Here is a 16,839-nt window from a genome sequence, read left to right as displayed (position 1 = left end):
GAGGACTTAGCAAAATACCTTGCTTGAATCAGTTTTAATCCAGCTACTGATTTGAAGGTTTAATAAACATAGCTACGGGGTAACATGGGGAAAAGATCGATAACGCGAAAAGCGCCGCGGGTTAATTCTCTCTACAAACAAAAACGTCGCCAGATGAGAAGCTGGCGACGTTATTTAAGCGCTAGAAATAAAGCTATAACCTTTCTTGGCAGCTTATACTCGCTGATTCTGCTGCACTTGGCTTAAACTGAATATCCGCCACACTCAAGCTTGCCTTACCTGCACTGCCTAGTTCAAACGGTACGACAAGACCGGTGAAATCAATCCCTTCATCAACAAAGCACTGCAGGTCAATACTCACGTTTGTCCATGTATCAGCAGGCATTGCTTTTAGCTGCTCGCTAATATCAATCTGCGTTGAACAGCTGCCCGCAGCATCACCTTCGCCCTCACAGTTCATGCCCACGGTAACAGGCGCATTAATATCTGAGTGACGGCTAACGTTAAAGCTTAACGCACCTTCTGTAAGTAGTTGTGCACTTAAATCTTCACGGAAGAAGCTTTTGCTAGCAAAGCGCATAGCCGCAAATTCAGAGCCATCAAAGGTGACTTTTCGTGCATCTTCTTGCACTACTTTGTCTACAGTGCGGTAGGTCAGCGCACCAAGGGTGTGAGTGCTTGCATTTACAGGTAACGTTTCATCACCTGAATACAGCCATAGTACCCATGGTGACTGCACGGCACCATTAAGGATTTCCATCGGCTTGTTGCTGTCAGTGCTGACTTTTATTTCAGTATTTAACGCATCGCTTAATACATTTTCATCGCTGAAAGTAAGACCAAAACCATAAGGTAAGAGCGGCTCGTAAGCCTCATCGCCTTTATTAACTATCTGCTGAGGCTCTGATGGCCAAGAGAAAGATAGTTTTCCTTTGAAGTCTTGCTCGCCAAACAGCACATCAGCTACCGCAGCACCTTCAGAGCCAGGTAACCAAGCGGCGACAAAAGCGTCAGATGCATTAAGCTCGGCATTTACCCACATTGGGCGGCCGCTGATAAACACAGATACCACAGGAATACCTTGAGACTTCAGCTTTTCAAGTAGCGCTAAGTCTTTCTTACTGCCGTATTGGTAGATAAGCGTTTCTCTATCGCCGTGGCCTTCTGCGTAAGGCTCTTCCCCGAATACCACAATGGCGACATCTGGCTTAGTTTCAAAATCGCCCTCAACAGAAAGCTCTACGTTACCACCTGCACTTTCGACATGCTCTTGTATACCGTCGTAAATAGAACTACCGCCTGGGAAGTCGGCATTAGTATTGTTGGTGCCTTGCCACGTAATACTCCAGCCACCAGACTGCTTACCAATGTTGTCGGCGCCATCACCGGCCACTAATATATTTTTATTTGCGGAAAGAGGCAGAGTTTTATCTTTGTTTTTCAGCAGTACAAGTGACTCACGTACCGCTTGTGCAGCTACTTCGCGATGCTCAGCTTTGCCAATTAATGAACGGTTACCTGAAAGTGGTCGATTTGCTGGGCTAGGCTTATCGAAAAGGCCCGCTCGTACTTTCACACGAAGAATACGGCGCACAGCATCATCGATACGCGTCATCGCGATAGTGCCATCTTTCACTTGCGCGAGGGTGTTGTCGTACAGTACCTTCCAATCGTTAGGTACCATGAAAATATCCAGACCCGCGTTGATAGCTTGCGCGCAGTCTTCGTTATTACAGCCTTTAACTTGGCCGTGACCGTTCCAATCGCCTACTACGAAGCCGTCAAAGCCCATTTGGTCTTTAAGTACATCATTTAGTAGGTACTTATGACCGTGAAGTTTGTCGCCATTCCAGCTGTTGAACGATGCCATAACAGACTGCGCACCAGCGGTTAATCCGCCAACATAACCTTGGGCATGAATATCGAATAGCTCTTGCTCGCTAGCTACGTTATCACCTTGGTCGTCTCCGCCTACGGTACCGCCATCCCCGACAAAGTGTTTTACCGTGCTGATTACACGCTGATCGCTTAAAAAGTCTTTGTCAGCAGCACCTTGTAGACCTTTAACCACAGATGCGGCATATTCTCTTACAATCGCCGGATCTTCAGAGTAGCTTTCATAGGTTCTACCCCAACGGTCGTCACGTACAACAGCAACTGTTGGCGCAAATACCCAATCAATGCCCGTCGCCATCACTTCTTTCGCTGTGATATGTGCAATTTTCTCTACTAAATCAGGGTTATTTGCCGCACCTAAACCTATGTTATGGGGAAATAAAGTGGCGCCAATAACATTGTTATGACCGTGAACAGCATCGGTACCCCACATTGTCGGGATTGTTGAACCATCTAGGCTGTCGTCAATGGAAGCTTGATATAGCTTTTCGGCAAGTTCCACCCAATCTTCAGGAGTTGCATGCTTGTCGTTATTCGGAAACGCGCCACCACCATTGAGGTAAGAGCCAAACCCATACTTACGCATGTCTTCAACAGTGATATTGCGAATTTCTGGCTGTATCATCTGCGCAATTTTCTGTTCAAGCGTCATGGTAGATAAAATATCATCTACCTTTTTCTCTACCACAGGGTCTGACTTTACTTCTATATCTAGCTTAGGCCATATCTCACTGGCTTTATTCGTTTTTTCTACGGCACTGTTAACTGAAGAAGCGTCTTCATCGGATGCACAAGCGCTAACTAAGACACTGACCAATGCACCTGCAACAACCTTCGCGATTAGACTTTTTCGCATTATTAATCCTCGTTACTTTTCAGTGGTTTGAAATTTAGATACGCGACTTCCTACAAGGCCGTAATAAGCAATGTAGATATAGCACGAAGCGGGTAATAGGAATGAAAGCGTGACCCCAAATGAGTCGGCCAGCATACCTTGAAAAAGTGGAACGATAGCCCCCCCCACAATAGCTAGGCATAAAATACCTGAACCTTGCGGTGTGTCCTTACCTAGTTGCTGTAGTGCAAGACTGAAAATGGTAGGGAACATAATTGAGTTAAATAAACCTACGCCTAATATACTCCACAGCGCAAGGTCACCCGTACTTGAAAGCGATAGCAAAATAAGGCCAATTGCTATACAAGCATTAAAGGCCAATACATAACCACCTGAGATTTTTTGCATAACGACAGCGCCGATAAAGCGCCCTACCATGGCTCCGCCCCAGTAATACGCCAGCAGTTTTGCCGCGCCAGCTTCAGTTAGGCCGCCCACCGCAGGGCTAGCTAAGTAGTTGACTAGCATACTACCAATGGCAACTTCGGCACCTACGTACATAAATATACCCACCGCACCTAATACAAGGTGCTTGTGATGCCATGCGCCGCCTTTAAATACACCTGCATTTGCACCTGTGTGGTTAAGCTTAGGTAACTTCAAGTACATGAATACAAGAGCTAGGAGCAGTAGCGATGCCGCCAATACAAGATAAGGAACCTGTACATCTGATGGACTTGGCGTGCCGCCACCGTGCTCACCTGTGGCACCGTAGATAAGATAAGAGCCGAAGAATGGCGCCACTGTGGTACCAAACGCATTGAATGCCTGGGTCATGGTAAGTCGTGACGATGCCGTTTTAGGGTCACCAAGTGCTGTCACGAAAGGGTTGGCAGACACTTGAAGTATGGTTATACCTGACGCCAACACAAAGAGCGCCAACAAGAAAATACCATAAATTTGACTAGACGCAGCAGGGAAAAACAGCAAACAGCCTACACATGCTATAGCTAAGCCAAGCACAATACCTTTTTGGTAACCAATGCGCGACACAACCATTCCCGCAGGGAGCGAAACGATGAAATAAGCGCTAAAGAAACAAAATTGAATTAACATTGCTTGCGTAAAGCTAAGGTTAAAAGCTCCTTTTAGATAGGGAATAAGAATGTCGTTCAAACATGTAATAAATCCCCACATGAAAAACAACGTGGTAAGTGAGATTAGCGCAAAACGGTAGCCACCGTTTGCCCCTTGCTCTTGGGCGGATGAAATATTCGGCTGAACTGGTGTGTCCACAAGTAACCTCTGTTGCTATTTTTCTGATTAATGATAAATTTACATTTGAAAGCGCTTACATGCTTATCTAAGTTATTTTGTAAGCGCTTACATTGAGTAGATAATTACATGAAGCGTTATCGAATTCAATGTAAATATGATGTTATTTGCTTAGCGATTAGCAAAGCAAATATGACGAAATTGTTATTGCTAGGACATTTCTACGATGAAAGACATTAACCTTCCATCCAATTCTATGATGCTTTCTAAAGACTTTCTGTTTGGTGTAGCAACATCAAGCTTTCAAATAGAAGGTGACAGAAAAGGAAGGTTGGACTGCATTTGGGACACCTTCTGTGAAAAACACGGAACTATTTCAGATGCAACTAACGGCGATGTAGCTTGCGATCATGTTGCGCTTTGGAAGGAAGATGTAGCGCTTATCGATGCCTTAGGTGTCGATGCCTATCGATTATCTATTTCTTGGCCCCGCGTTATGATGCAAGACGGCACTGTTAATGAAGTAGGTATGCAATTTTACGTCAATTTAGTTAACGAAGTCGTAAAACGCGGTATGAAAGTGTTCGTTACGCTTTATCACTGGGATTTACCACAATACCTTGAAGACAATGGTGGCTGGCTAAACCGCGATACCGCTTACGCATTTGAAAAATACGCAGAGGCCGTAGCAAAGGCATTGGGCGAGAAAGTTTATTCTTACGCCACGTTAAACGAGCCATTTTGCTCTGCTTATTTAGGCTATGAAGCCGGTATTCATGCGCCTGGTAAAACAGGGATGCGCAACGGGCGTAAAGCAGCGCACCACCTGCTGCTTGCGCATGGATTAGCATTGAAAGTACTTAATAACCATTGCCCGAATAGTCAAAACGGTATTGTGCTTAACTTTAGCAATTGCCATACAACAACGAATTCTAATGAAGATAAGCACGCGGCTAAGCTGGCCGACGACTACCATAACCAGTGGTATTTAAAGCCGATAATAGAAGGTAAATACCCTGATGTTATCGACATGCTCGATGCTGATAGCAAACCAGAAATACTTGAGGGTGATATGGATATCATTTCTCAACCTATCGACTATTTGGGTATTAATTTCTACACACGCACTCTGTATCAAAGTGATGGAAATGGTTGGTTTGAGATTGTTCCACCAGCAACAAACGAGCTAACCGCTATGGGCTGGGAAATTACCCCTGACGCATTTACCGAACTGCTCGTTGATCTTAATGAGCGCTACGACTTACCGCCTATTTATATTACCGAAAACGGTGCGGCAATGGATGATGTTCTTAATAACGGCGAAGTTATAGATGATACGCGTACTGCTTATTTTCACACTCACTTAAATGCCGTAAATAGAGCGATGGAAAAGGGTGTGGACATTCGCGGGTATTTTGCATGGAGCCTAATGGACAACTTTGAATGGGCGCTGGGTTATTCAAAACGTTTCGGCATTGTATATGTTGACTACGAAACCCAAAAACGCACCTTAAAACAAAGTGCTTTAGCCTATTCAAAACTGGTGAAGAGTCGTATAAATGGGTACATTAGCGGTATTAAATAAGGACAATTACTAGAAACCGTATGGCAACAATTTACCAAGTATCAGAAGCAGCTGGGGTATCGCTGGCTACCGTCTCTCGCGTTATGAATGGAAACGCGAAAGTAAGCGAACGCACGCGTAAAAAAGTGGAAGACGCTATGGCATCGCTGGGCTATCAGCCCAACGCTATTGCGCAATCTCTGGCATCAAACCGTACCAATAGTGTAGGTTTACTTGTTTCCGAACTGCATGGCTCATACTTTGGTGACTTGATGAGTACGGTTGAGCACGTGCTAAAGAAAAGTGGTAAGCATGTAATCATAACCGCGGGACACGTCGATGAAGAGCGTGAACACGAAGCCATAGAGTTCTTGAAAAGCCGCCGTTGTGACGCACTTATCTTGCACGCAGAGGCCGTCTCTGACGACTACTTAAAAAAGCTGGTCGACAGCAAAGTCCCGGTTGTAGTGATTAACCGAAAAGTAGACGATCTAGAGCAACATTGCTTTGTTGTAGACAACGTAAAAGGTGGCTACTTAGCTACGAAAGCGGCCATTGACGCGGGTCATACGAAGATAGCTTACATTAGCGGACCGCTATTTAAAAAAGATGCAAGCGATCGTCTTGCTGGTCACAAAAAAGCCCTAGAAGAAGCAGGACTTACATTTGACAGCAACAGCTTGTTCGAAGGCGACTTCCATGAGTCTACAGGACAGGAAGGGATGCATCACCTTCAAGCGACTTTCCCAGACTTTACCGCCCTTGTATGCGCAAACGATGAAATGGCCTCTGGCGCAATGACGGCGGCTCGAGAAGCTGGATTTGATATCCCAACTCAGCTTTCCATTGTTGGTTTCGATAACGTGCTATTTTCGCGCTATCTTTATCCTAAGCTAACAACCATTAATAACCCTATTCACGCTATGGGAGAAATGGCCGCTTATTGGGTACTTGAACATGTTTATGACATTAAAAGTCCTATCCCAATTGAGCACTTATTTGTTCCTGAAGTCGTCGATAGGGACACACTAGGCAAATTATAAAATGCATAAAGCCCTGACTCCCTCGCTATACTACACGCTCATTGTTTCCCTTGGTGGATTCATATTTGGTTTTGATGCCAGCGTAATAGCCGGAGCCAATGGCTTTATTGATGCCGAGTTTAATCTAAGTGATTGGCAGCAAGGTTTTGTAGTCAGCTCTCCCACGTTGGGCGCACTTATTGCCATGCTCTTTGCAGGTGGCATAAGCGATGCTATCGGAAGACGAAAAGCCCTGATCCTTGTAGCTTTCTTGTATTTGCTTTCCTCCATAGGCTCTGCCCTTGCCCCTAGTTTCGAACTGCTAGTGCTGGCTCGCTTTATTGGCGGCATAGCATTTTGCTCACTCATCATTGCCCCACTGTATATTTCAGAGATTAGCTCACCTGAAAACCGTGGAAAAATGGTATCGGTGAATCAACTCAACATTGTGTTTGGTTTCGCTTTGTCCTATTTCACTAACTACTACTTGCTACAACTTAGCGGCAGTGGAGCAGCTTGGGTTGCTGATTGGGGTTTAGACACTCACCTATGGCGCTACATGCTAGGGCTTGAAGTCATTCCAGCCGCGCTGTGGTTTGGCCTACTATTTACTATTCCACGTAGTCCTCGATGGTTAGTACTAAAAGGTAGACAAGAAGAAGCAGAGCTGGTGATAAACCGCCTTTTCGATAAGGCACAAGCCCATGCACTTGTTAAGGATATTGCGTCTTCGCTTGATGAGAAGACTTGGACATTACGCGAACGCCTTGGTTTTTTAAAAGCAAAAGCCATGCGCTTTCCTTTGATGGTAGGAATCATTATTGCCATTGCGCAGCAAATTACCGGCATCAACGTTATCTTTTTCTATGCACCTACTATTTTTGAACAAAGCGGCGTGGGTACCAACGCCGCCTTTATGCAGGCAGTATGGATTGGTGTAGTGAATGTCGCCTTTACTGTTGTGGCAATGATGACTATTGATAAGTGGGGTAGAAAGCCACTACTCATTGTGGGTTTGACCGGAGTTGTACTTAGCATGGCTATCTGCACCTATGGTTTCAAACAAGCCACTTACCAAGTTCAACAAACTGCGATTAGCACTATTCAACAAGAGGCTCCCATCGCAGCAAGCAAATTAGAGCCTTTAACCAACCAAGTCTATTATTCGGACGTGGAGTTTAAACGCGCGCTCAAAACTGTTTTATCAAGTAAAAACTTTGATACTTACCAACAACCATTGCTAACCAGCAGTATCACAATGAACGCGCCCTTAGTGCTATTTGGCATTATCGCGTTTGTAGCCTCTTTCGCTATGTCTTTAGGCCCTGTGATGTGGGCGATGCTAGCCGAAATTTTTCCTAATCAAACTCGTGGTTTGGCTATCTCTTTGGTGGGCGTGATTAACTCCTTAACCAGCTTTCTAGTTCAAATTATCTTTCCATGGGAGCTAGCTAACTTAGGGGCAGCCACAACATTTGCTATTTACGGCTGTTTTGCCTTAATCAGCCTCATTTTAGTTGCTAAGCTATTTCCGGAAACTAAGGGTAAAAGCTTAGAAGACATTACAAGAAACTTTGAACATAAGGCTATGAAGTAGGGTTTAGCCTCTTAACTGCTAAAATTAGTAAAGCTGGTATTAACGAACACAATTAATCAGTGGAAATAAACTGTCGTCACAGGCTATGATAAAAGTGCGCAATTTAAAAAGATAAAAAATGTCGATTAAACGCCTGATAGCCTTAACACTTTGCCTTTGTATGCTTTCGCAAAATGCAGCATGCGCGTGGATTGGTGGGCGACGATATTGAACTTATCTGTACAGGCAAGACCATGCGATACATATCGCTTAGTGCCACAGAGCTTGAAGGTGAATTTGTATTCATAAGCCCCAAGCTGCTTAAAGCGCCTGTCGAGCATGTAGATTGTACCAACGGTACGCTGGCAGACCTACCTAATATTGATAATTTTCCAATAGATTCAATGGCGGTGTTATCCTTAGTGCGCTATCGCGCTTTAGTATCTCGCCTTGCAGCAGCGCCCTATACATCATTTGCGTTTGCCGCCCCGCTTGGCCGCGCTCCACCAATTGCATAACAAAACCTAAAAAACACACTTAACGCGCATGGTTTAACCGTGCACATAGTTCGTTTATTTAATGGAATTGTTATGAAGTATTCTTTACTGGCATTCGCTGTTTCAGCTGCCTGCACATCTGCACACGTTTATGCAAACACATCCGAGTTAATTGACAGCGCTTCAACAGAAGTGATTACCGTTATTGGTTCTTCGCTTAATGATAATACAGTAGAAATTGAGCGAGAAACGGTGACCGCCGCAACTAATATAGATGCGGATTTTGGCGATCAGTTAGCGCAATTACCTGGCGTATCGGTTTCCCGAAACGGCCCGGTTACAGGTCTTATTCAATACCGAGGGCTTTTCGGTGATAGGGTTGGCGTATCTATAGACGGTGTAGATATAGCAGGTGCAGGGCCTAACTCTATGGACTCGCCATTATCCCACGTACTGCCAGAACCAGGGCTTACCGCCACTTTGTATCGCGGTATCGTGCCGGTGAGTGCTGGAGTACAAACACTAGGTGGTAAACTGCATATTAATGCTGATGCGGCATCCCTTTTTGCTTTAGGAAGCGGTATTACTGGCAGTGTAAATGCCAGTTTAATGGGCCCGGGTAGCGGACAACAATACCAAGGCAATGTGCTTTACAAAACGGACCAAGCTTTCATTAGCGGCGCCTTCATGCATCAGCAGCGTGACGAGAGAGAATCGGGCGATAACGCAGTTATACCTAATAGCCACTACCAAAGAAATGGCGGCAAATTTAGACTTGGCTATGAGTGGGGAAAACACCAATTTGATGCTAGCTATCAACAGCTAAATACCAATGAGAGCGGCACACCAGCACTCGCCATGGATATAGGTTTTATTGATGCAGCATGGTACCGGCTAGGTTATCGCTACAACGCAGGCGAAGCAGAGTACTTTGCTATAAATTGGTTTGGCAACAGTAACCAACATGCCATGGATAACTTTTCTCAGCGCATGGTAATGTCTGCTGACATGGCAAGAGAGAATAACGCTGACGCTATCGCTCAAGGCTTGGATGCCAAGTACGTTGCGCCGCTGGATAGTGGCGAGCTTGAATTGGGCGCTTATCTGCACCACAGCCGAAATAACTCTGTTATTACTAACCCCAATAACAGTATGTTTTTTGTAGATAACTTTACCAATGTACAAAGAGATACCGCGAGTATCTATGCCCAATGGACAGTAAATACAGAAGCCTATTCGTCTACTTATGGTGCGCGATACACCCGCATTAATATGGATGCCGGAGAAGCGGGTTCTAACATGGTGATGATGAACCCAGCAGTTGCTACGTTGGTCAGTGATTTTAACGCCGCTGAGCGTGACAAAAACTACAACATGCTGGATATAGCCGCTACCACCCGATACCATGCAAGCGACTCCCTTGATATCGTGCTTGGCATTTCTCAGAAAAACCGCGCCCCTAACTATTTCGAACGTTATACTTGGCTACCACTTGGCATCTCGGGCGGTATGGCTGACGGCTTTAACTACATAGGCAACCTTGAATTAGACAATGAAACCGCGCGCAAATTAGATATGGGTGTTGATTACACCTATAAAAATTGGACTTTCTCGCCCCGCTTTTTCTATCAAGATATAGAGGATTACATCACCGGCTCACCCAGTACGAATACCGCGGCGAACATGGTATCTACCATGATGGCTGGTACAACGCCATTTCAGTGGACGAATACCGACGCTGTTATTAAAGGTGCGGATATGACGGTGCAAGGTCAGCTTAGTGAAAACCTAAGCTTGCGAGCAGTAGCAAGCATTCAGCATGGTAATCGTGATGACATTGATGATGCTTTGTTCCGCATTGCGCCAGAGCAGTTAACCACAACCGTTCAGTGGAACACACAAGTATATGATGCGCCGCTTCAACTGCAGCTAATATCCGAGTTGACGGGCGCCCAAAACCATATCTCTGCACTGCAGAGTGAAGCGTCTACAGCGGGATATGGTTTATTTCATATCTCGGGGTATTTAACGCTTTTTGAAAATGCTCAGTCGAATCTTCAGGTTACGGCAACTATTCATAACCTGTTCGACAAACAGTACGCAGCTCATACAGCGGGCATTAACCGTGTAATGAACGCCGATGTGGAAGTAGGTGAGCGCGTGCCTGGTGCTGGAAGGGAGTGGCATTTGTCACTAAATTATCAGTTTTAAGCAGCTAAAAAATAAAGGAAAAAAGCAAACCTAAAAACATTATGAGCTTAAGAAGTTAACTTCTTAAGCTCATATGTTTATTAAATCACACTTTCTGTGGCCTGCCATAGCAGGCGAAGGGCTAACAGCGTTACCACAACTTTGAACGCCAGCATAAATTTTTCCGCTGGGATACGCCTTAATACCTTCAAGCCGAAAAACGTGCCGAGGGCACCACTGGCAATCATAATCAAGATAAGTCCCGCCCACTGTGCAAATGAAAACCCTACAAAGGTAAACACAAAAGCTTTAAGGCCGTGCTGGAGTGTCATACAGCTGGCAAATGTGCCGGTTATCTGCATTTTGCTGTAATTGTTTCGGTGTACAAACGCCGCCACCAAAGGCCCTGTGGCACCTACAAACATTGAAACCAAGGTGGTCACCAACCCCGCCAACGCTCTACCCGCGGGCTTCATTTCTTGTGCTTTGGGTTTACTCCCCCACACTAAAAATAAAATAAATGCGGCAACCGCAAATTGAATTATTACCAGCGGCAGCTGAACCACAATAAAAGAGGCTAAAAAAGCGCCGACGATTGCGCCTAAAGAAAAATACTTCAGCATACGCCAGTCGATATGCTTTGCCGTCATCAGGGCACGGTTGCCGTTTGAACCAAGCTGTACCAGGCCGTGAACCGGGATCAGCGCACTAACCGGCATAGTACCGGCCATTATCGACAGTAACAAAACCCCGCCACCAATTCCCAGTGTTGCTGTCATCATAGACGTAAAGAACGAAGTAACAACAAGTATGACTGAGGATGACATCGACAATGTGTCGTTGGCAGTTAGCCAGCTAAAAAGTATTTCCAAGGGTTAAATTCCCCTTTATTTAGGGCACTGTTTACGTGAATTTAGTGATCACAATACCGCAGCACATCGTTTAAATATCACACAAACCTTACCCGTTTCTCATTAGGTTATTCATCATGCCTTCTATTAGTTATTTAAACAAAGCACTTCAAATAATATGCGACAAGCACAGCACAAAAGGCGCCAAGCTTGTTGCCAGGCAAATTCTCTATAACAGCGGCTTTACTGATGAAGATATCTATAACTGTTTAAAACAGGGCTCGATTATTCGCATTACCATATTTGAAGCCTAGAGTAGCGTTATACCTTAGATCTTATACGTTGCACTTACCGCTTGCACACTCATCCGCATGGGTCTAGTTTCTACACCTAAAAACCCATTGACTTTCTTCATTGTGCGCAGGATACTCGGGTCATTAAATACTCACTAGCAGCACACTGTTTTTAAACATTATGCCTAAAAACACGAATACACATACTGCTTACTCAGCGTCTGCGCTGATTATTATTCTCGCTATTCTAAGGAATGGGCGGGTTAGCTAGTGCGTAAATAGAATTCACTAAACCCGCCGCAAAGGCGGTTTTTTTATTGGCTCGTCTTGCGGTAATGATAACGGAACGACAGCCATGAACAATTCAATATCTCACGTGTTGCAACAGTTGCATGACGCAGTAAACCGCGGCGATCAAAACGCCTTATCCCAATGTTATGCTAGCGATGCAACAGTGGTTGCGACCCCTATGTCCAGCTCAACGCAAAACCAAGCCGCTGAAGAACATGCCACGCAGCGCGACTGCGTTGATGCCCTGCTTAAATTTCAAAAGAAATTCATGCCCGATCATTTTGTTACAACCGGAGATGAACGGGTTATACAAGCCGGTGACGTAGCGCTAGTCGTCGCGAAGCTTTATCTTGTGCCCAAAGCAACACCCAACGCCCTACCCTGCGAGGGCAAGCGCGCCGTTTACGTTCTGCAAAGGGATGCAAGTGGTGAATGGCGCTGTGTCATCGATAACTTCTTTGGTACAGACTTGTTAGATTTTGCGTGACCTACACCAACATACGAATTCAGAATCAATAACGGTAGAAAGCAATTGAGAAATAGGCGCTTTTATACATAAGGCGGAGAAAGAAGCGAGGGCTGTTATAAACGAAATTAACGAATGTATAATAAATATGAAAGATTCAAAAAATAAGGGCATATCGCTATGCCCTTAATCTGTGTATTGTTAGATTCAAACACTCATTAGCGTTTGTAAAACACTACGCCTGATTAGTGGACGTGCTCGTGTTCTTCAGCAATACCTAACCAAACCGCACCTGAAGGCTCAAAATCTAGTTCAAGCAAGGTTTCCGTGGTCTCGGTTTCCAAATCAACAGCAAGGATAGCTTGCGCAACAGGGTCAACCACAAATAAAGTTTCTTCATGCTGTGATGCCGCCATGCTAAATGACTGGTCATCTGTTAGGTTTGCCGCGCTGGCACTGGCCACATCAATCTTGTGCGCAAATTCCCAGTGAGTGTCACCGTCTTCCTCATGCGCTTCCAGCAGTGTTACAAAACCTTTGTCATTTAAAATAACAAAGAATTCACCGCCCATTGAGAAACCGTATGACACTGCATGAGCGTCAGTCTCTGGCTGCCAGTCAATCACGCTCATTGTGCTAGTTACAGGCGACACATTGGCCAAGATGGCGCTACCGCCACCATGTTGTGAAGCAATACCAATAAACGCTTCTGCGTGTTCATGTCCATACATTGTGCCAATGCGTAGGTCGCCAAGACCATCAATGTTGTCGATAAACGCGCTGGTAAATACTTCATCATTTTCATTTAATATTAATACGCCGTCGCTACAGCCAAATGCCACAGCTACTTCGTTTTGAGCAGCGCCATGTAAGTCAGCACATTCGCCATCAAAACGTTGCTCTTCTTCGTACTCACCATCATGCCAGTGAAATACTGCAACGCTGTCTGGCAAGATTGGGTTGGCTGAAAGAGAGTCTGCATCATCACGACGTACAGTACTAATCAGCATGTCACCACGCGGTTCAGCGACACCGTGCATGTTTACGGTAAACTCCAAAGTAGGAACTTCGGTAATTTCACTGGCAATTTGGGTGTCAGTTACCACTTTTACCGCTGCCGGCATGCTGGTATCGGCATTTCCGTCGTAAAAAACAGCAAGCTGACCGTCGTGTGTTACTACATGAGTCGGTTGACTACCTTCAAGTGTGAAACCAGACAGACTTGGGGCTTCTTCATAGTCGTGCAGGTGCTCTACGTGATCTTCTCGCCATAATCCACCATCAAGAAACTCAGTTAATCCGTTTGCTCGGCTGTTGATTACTGCAAAGCGATAGTCTGCGGAGGCGCTTACACTGCTTCCATCAAAGGTTGCGGAAAACGTATCAAGCACTGAATTATCATCTAGATCAAAGACAGTGAGCGTATTTGATGCAGCATCGGAAATAACCAATCTGCCTTCACTTTCAATTTCATAATCTGAGTCGTGATCATGGTCGTGGTCGTGATCATCCTCTGGTACCTCAATAGGGTCCAGCTCTACAATATTGGTTTCTGCATCACCACAGCCTGCAAGCAAAAGTGCGCTGGCTATGGCGCTTAGTACTAGTCTATTTTTCATGTGTGTATCCCTATCAATAATTCTTTTTTATAAGCTGATCTTAGAAATAACCACGTACGCCGAAAGCAAAGTTTCTACCCGGACGTGGTGCAATATCTTTCAAAAATGAGGTGTGAACACGCGCTTCTTCGTCGGTGAGGTTTTCACCGCTCAGGTAAACCGATAAATCAATATCCCCCATTGGAATGTCATAGGTAATTGATGCATCAACAAGGGTGTAACCGTCTGTTTCAGTCTCGAAGGTTGAGATGTCGTCTTGTTTGGCAAAATGGGTAATGTCTAAGTCGGCGCGGATGTTATCAAGTGTGTAAGCAACATGTGCCCCCACGCGCATAGGCGAAGTACGCGGCAGTGCGCCACCATCTTTAAGTCGGGCTTTAACGTAGTCGGCAAAGAAATCGAGTTTTAAATTATCAGTGGTTTGCCACGCAACTTGTAGCTCAAAACCATGAAGAATGGCATCAGCAGAACCAAACAGGTAAACAGGCAATTCATCGCTGTGTTCGTCTTCGCTGTGCTCCTCTTCTCCATGATCATGGTCATGACCACTTTCAGCGAATAAGCCGGTTTCTTCTTGGAAGTAGTAGTTATCTACCTGGTTATAAAAAGCATTAAACACAAAGCCAACATCGCCCTGTGTTTTTCTGAACGTTAGGTCGATATTGTTGGCTGTCTCAAGATCGATAGGCGTTTGAGAAAGCACAAACTCGCCTTCTTCTGACAAATCAAACAAGGCGCCTATCTCATAGGTACGGGTGCCAATATGCGGGCCAAACGAAAGGAGCTCAGACGCTGAAGGCGCCCGCTCTGAACGGGAAAGTGAAACGCCTACGTTATAGCTTTCATTAATGGTGTAAACCACACCTGCCGACAGTGATATAGGGGTAAACTCTTGGTCTACCGCGAACTGGCGAACTAGCTCACCGTCGTCATGGTCGTGTTCCTCATGATCATGCTCGTCTTCTTCGTGCTCTTCATCATGGTCGTGAGCATCTAGCTCGGGCAGCAACACACTCGAAGCGTCCAGTGTTACTCTTTCTGCACGGGCCCCTAACTGAACTAAGAAGTCACCAAAATGGCGTTCTTCCATCAAAGCTATAGCAAACATCTCCATCTCTGAAGGAGGTGTGAAGGCTTCTTCACCTTGCGCCGAAACGTCCGCGCCTTTGTAGTGAAGACTTACACCGCCACGCCAGCCGGCCATGGGCTTATGCAATAACTCTACGCGAAGTTCTTCGGTTTCATTGCTGAACGTAGTACCGACTAAACCACTTTCTACTTCAGCGTGTTCGTAATCGGTATAGCCCGCTCTAAAGTGAACACTTTGCAAAAAGTCATTAGTAAAATTGTATTCGCCGAGAAGTTGGTACTTAGTCTGCTCAAGATCAGCAAATACTGATGAGTCATCACCATGGCTATGTCCAGGCACGCCGTACTCTCGTTCGAACCTTTCTACCGCCACACCAACATAACCTTGGTCAAATAAGTAACTGGTACCTAACGTAAACCCGTGGGACTCTTCATTACTGTTCTCAACCACATGCTCGCCATCCGGATCATCAATATCTGGCGCCATTGGGGTTTCATAGTCATTTGAGTCGCGATAAAAGCCGTCAGCATAGAAGGCCATGTTGTCAACGCCAGTGGTCACGTTAAACGATGCAAGCTTCTGGTCGTTAACGGTTTGGGTTTCTAGTAAAAATTCCCCGCGTGTTTCAGTGGAGGTCGGCACGCGTTGGTCAACTACGTTAACCACACCGCCTATTGCGCCACTTCCAAAGAACAGGGTGGCAGGTCCTCGCAGCACTTCAATTTGGTTAGCGGTTGAGGCTTCACTCGCTACCGCATGGTCTGGGCCAACCCGAGAAACATCGCTCACATCCAAACCGTTTTGCGTTATAAGTACCCGTGGACCGCTGAGGCCTCGAATTATTGGCGTGCTTGCCACGTTGCCATGAAAGTTAGATTGTACGCCTGGCAGTTTCTCTAGCGTATCGCCCAGCGTGGCGGCTTGCTGACGTCGTAAGGTATCACCTGATAACACGCTCACCGGCGTAGCCGACTCCATGACAGACAAATGCATAGGCGTGGCGTGCACATCAATCACTTCAATAGCACTTCGCGCTAGTACAAAGTTTGTGCCACCTGTAGAGTTCGATTGCGCTGTTGCCTCTTCATGTAAATGGGCAAAGCCAGAAGCAAAGATATGCAGCGTATACTCACCGTCCTTTACGTCAAAGAAACTGAACTCACCCTGCTCGTTGGTGCTGGTAACCCGCTTTAGCGCCTCAATTTCAACAGTGGCATTGGCGAGAGGCTTGCCTGCTGCATTGGTTACCGTGCCAGAAAGTGTTTGTGCCAGCACTAACGGAGACGCAAAAAGTGACGCAGGCGCTAAAAGCGATAAGCCTAGCGCCAATCGAGACAGTTTCATTATTCTAACCTCTGATTTTGTGTAATATGA

12 protein-coding genes are annotated in these 16,839 nt (G+C 45.6%); 7 read left to right on the top strand and 5 right to left on the bottom strand.

The genetic code is table 11. The annotated features are described in order from the left end of the window. Nucleotides 1-193 precede the first annotated feature (193 nt). Entirely contained in the window at nucleotides 194-2,752 is a 2,559-nt protein-coding gene (locus tag ACYTPF_RS11485; RefSeq protein WP_461852284.1) for a glycoside hydrolase family 3 protein, read from the bottom strand. A gap of 12 nt (nucleotides 2,753-2,764) precedes the next feature. After that, complete coding sequence (locus tag ACYTPF_RS11480; protein ID WP_461852283.1) at nucleotides 2,765-4,027, bottom strand: sugar MFS transporter; 1,263 nt, start codon at nucleotides 4,025-4,027, stop codon at nucleotides 2,765-2,767. Nucleotides 4,028-4,232: 205 nt separating this feature from the next. Here ACYTPF_RS11480 and ACYTPF_RS11475 point away from each other — a divergent pair, with 205 nt between their 5' ends. The 5 genes from ACYTPF_RS11475 to ACYTPF_RS11455 all read left to right on the top strand — a co-directional run bounded on the left by ACYTPF_RS11475 (nucleotide 4,233) and on the right by ACYTPF_RS11455 (nucleotide 10,876). Next, on the top strand, nucleotides 4,233-5,591 hold the full coding sequence (locus ACYTPF_RS11475; RefSeq protein WP_179984885.1) for a GH1 family beta-glucosidase: 1,359 nt from the start codon (nucleotides 4,233-4,235) through the stop codon (nucleotides 5,589-5,591). A gap of 20 nt (nucleotides 5,592-5,611) precedes the next feature. After that, nucleotides 5,612-6,613 (top strand): LacI family DNA-binding transcriptional regulator, encoded by a 1,002-nt coding sequence (locus ACYTPF_RS11470; RefSeq protein ID WP_269918444.1) that lies wholly within the window; start codon nucleotides 5,612-5,614, stop codon nucleotides 6,611-6,613. Between the two features lies 1 nt (nucleotide 6,614). Then, nucleotides 6,615-8,189, top strand: a complete 1,575-nt coding sequence (locus ACYTPF_RS11465; protein ID WP_461852282.1) for a sugar porter family MFS transporter — start codon at nucleotides 6,615-6,617, stop codon at nucleotides 8,187-8,189. A gap of 173 nt (nucleotides 8,190-8,362) precedes the next feature. Then, entirely contained in the window at nucleotides 8,363-8,686 is a 324-nt protein-coding gene (locus tag ACYTPF_RS11460; RefSeq protein ID WP_461852281.1) for a hypothetical protein, read from the top strand. A gap of 72 nt (nucleotides 8,687-8,758) precedes the next feature. Then, complete coding sequence (locus tag ACYTPF_RS11455) at nucleotides 8,759-10,876, top strand: TonB-dependent receptor (protein ID WP_461852280.1); 2,118 nt, start codon at nucleotides 8,759-8,761, stop codon at nucleotides 10,874-10,876. An 80-nt stretch (nucleotides 10,877-10,956) separates the two neighbouring features. Here ACYTPF_RS11455 and ACYTPF_RS11450 read toward each other — a convergent pair whose 3' ends face one another. Next, nucleotides 10,957-11,727 carry a sulfite exporter TauE/SafE family protein gene (locus tag ACYTPF_RS11450; protein WP_461852279.1) on the bottom strand — a complete coding sequence of 257 codons (771 nt, stop codon included), beginning with the start codon at nucleotides 11,725-11,727 and terminating at the stop codon, nucleotides 10,957-10,959. Nucleotides 11,728-11,843: 116 nt separating this feature from the next. Here ACYTPF_RS11450 and ACYTPF_RS11445 point away from each other — a divergent pair, with 116 nt between their 5' ends. After that, a complete protein-coding gene (locus ACYTPF_RS11445) occupies nucleotides 11,844-12,020 on the top strand; it encodes a hypothetical protein (protein WP_461852278.1) in 177 nt (58 codons plus the stop codon). Nucleotides 12,021-12,354: 334 nt separating this feature from the next. After that, nucleotides 12,355-12,777: a YybH family protein gene (locus ACYTPF_RS11440; protein ID WP_461852277.1), complete on the top strand. Its 423-nt coding sequence runs from the start codon at nucleotides 12,355-12,357 to the stop codon at nucleotides 12,775-12,777. Nucleotides 12,778-13,001: 224 nt separating this feature from the next. On the opposite strand, the gene ACYTPF_RS11435 is transcribed toward ACYTPF_RS11440, so the two are convergent. Together ACYTPF_RS11435 and ACYTPF_RS11430 are read right to left on the bottom strand one after the other, a co-directional pair. Next, nucleotides 13,002-14,375: a 5-methyltetrahydrofolate--homocysteine methyltransferase gene (locus tag ACYTPF_RS11435; RefSeq protein WP_461852276.1), complete on the bottom strand. Its 1,374-nt coding sequence runs from the start codon at nucleotides 14,373-14,375 to the stop codon at nucleotides 13,002-13,004. 40 nt (nucleotides 14,376-14,415) lie between these two features. Then, nucleotides 14,416-16,812 (bottom strand): TonB-dependent receptor, encoded by a 2,397-nt coding sequence (locus ACYTPF_RS11430; RefSeq protein ID WP_461852335.1) that lies wholly within the window; start codon nucleotides 16,810-16,812, stop codon nucleotides 14,416-14,418. Nucleotides 16,813-16,839 lie beyond the last annotated feature (27 nt).

Source organism: Alteromonas sp. HB246098, from assembly GCF_054890645.1.
This window is presented reverse-complemented; position numbering and strand designations above follow the sequence as displayed.

What these genes read in the sequence shown, in the direction of transcription:
- ACYTPF_RS11465 (WP_461852282.1), top strand. Translation starts at nt 6,615, where the DNA reads ATGCATAAAGCCCTGACTCCCTCGCTATACTACACGCTCATTGTTTCC.
- ACYTPF_RS11440 (WP_461852277.1), top strand. Translation starts at nt 12,355, where the DNA reads ATGAACAATTCAATATCTCACGTGTTGCAACAGTTGCATGACGCAGTA.
- ACYTPF_RS11435 (WP_461852276.1), bottom strand. Translation starts at nt 14,375, where the DNA reads ATGAAAAATAGACTAGTACTAAGCGCCATAGCCAGCGCACTTTTGCTT.
- ACYTPF_RS11485 (WP_461852284.1), bottom strand. Translation starts at nt 2,752, where the DNA reads ATGCGAAAAAGTCTAATCGCGAAGGTTGTTGCAGGTGCATTGGTCAGT.
- ACYTPF_RS11455 (WP_461852280.1), top strand. Translation starts at nt 8,759, where the DNA reads ATGAAGTATTCTTTACTGGCATTCGCTGTTTCAGCTGCCTGCACATCT.
- ACYTPF_RS11445 (WP_461852278.1), top strand. Translation starts at nt 11,844, where the DNA reads ATGCCTTCTATTAGTTATTTAAACAAAGCACTTCAAATAATATGCGAC.
- ACYTPF_RS11475 (WP_179984885.1), top strand. Translation starts at nt 4,233, where the DNA reads ATGAAAGACATTAACCTTCCATCCAATTCTATGATGCTTTCTAAAGAC.
- ACYTPF_RS11460 (WP_461852281.1), top strand. Translation starts at nt 8,363, where the DNA reads ATGCAGCATGCGCGTGGATTGGTGGGCGACGATATTGAACTTATCTGT.
- ACYTPF_RS11470 (WP_269918444.1), top strand. Translation starts at nt 5,612, where the DNA reads ATGGCAACAATTTACCAAGTATCAGAAGCAGCTGGGGTATCGCTGGCT.